The organism is Bartonella jaculi (assembly GCF_039543045.1).
In the GTDB taxonomy this organism is placed as follows: Bacteria; Pseudomonadota; Alphaproteobacteria; order Rhizobiales; family Rhizobiaceae; genus Bartonella; species Bartonella jaculi.
On the sequence record NZ_BAABIZ010000171.1, the window covers coordinates 1 to 738 of the forward strand.

Genomic DNA, 738 nt, shown 5'->3' on the forward strand with positions numbered 1-738 from the left:
AGGCAATGCGTCAGAAGGGATATAATGTTGGCGGTGAGGCTTCTGGGCATATCGTGCTTAGCGATTTTGGCACAACTGGCGATGGATTGGTGGCTGCTTTACAGATTTTAGCTTGTATGCAACAAAGTCAAACCTCTATGAGTCACTTGTGTAAGCGCTTTGAACCTGTGCCGCAAATTTTGAAAAATATCACCATTAAAAATAAAAATATTCTAGAAAAAAATCCGGTTAAAACGGCAATAGAACAAGCAAGCCAACGTTTGGGGAAAAAAGCACGGCTGATTATTCGTGCTTCTGGAACCGAGCCGGTCATTCGCGTGATGGCTGAAGGAGATGATCGAGAAACTCTGGATAGGGTCGTGTCAGAGATGGTGGAGGTTATCACGCACCATGACGCCCTTTCAAAATTAAATGCTGCCGTTGAGGCATCGTGAGGCAGTCGTAACTTATCCGCTGATTGCTGTTATTGCTGAATATTGGCATAAAGCAGGACGGTTGTAGCTCAACGGTATTGTCACAACTATTGTGTCAAATCTTAGGGCTTGAGCGCTTCTTAAAGAGCAAAGGATTAGATCTTGTACGGACAAATGTTGGGGATCGCTATGTTGCCCAGGCAATGCGTCAGAAGGGATATAATGTTGGCGGTGAGGCTTCTGGGCATATCGTGCTTAGCGATTTTGGCACAACTGGCGATGGATTGGTGGCTGCTTTACAGATTTTAGCTTGTATGCAACAAAG

The 738-nt window shown here is 45.0% G+C and carries 2 pseudogenes; both read left to right on the forward strand.

Annotated elements, in window-relative coordinates:
* Nucleotides 1-434, forward strand: a pseudogene (glmM, locus tag ABD915_RS10015) (phosphoglucosamine mutase); the annotation flags it as partial.
* 19 nt (nt 435-453) lie between these two features.
* Nucleotides 454-738 (forward strand): annotated as a pseudogene (gene glmM, locus ABD915_RS10020) (phosphoglucosamine mutase); the annotation flags it as partial.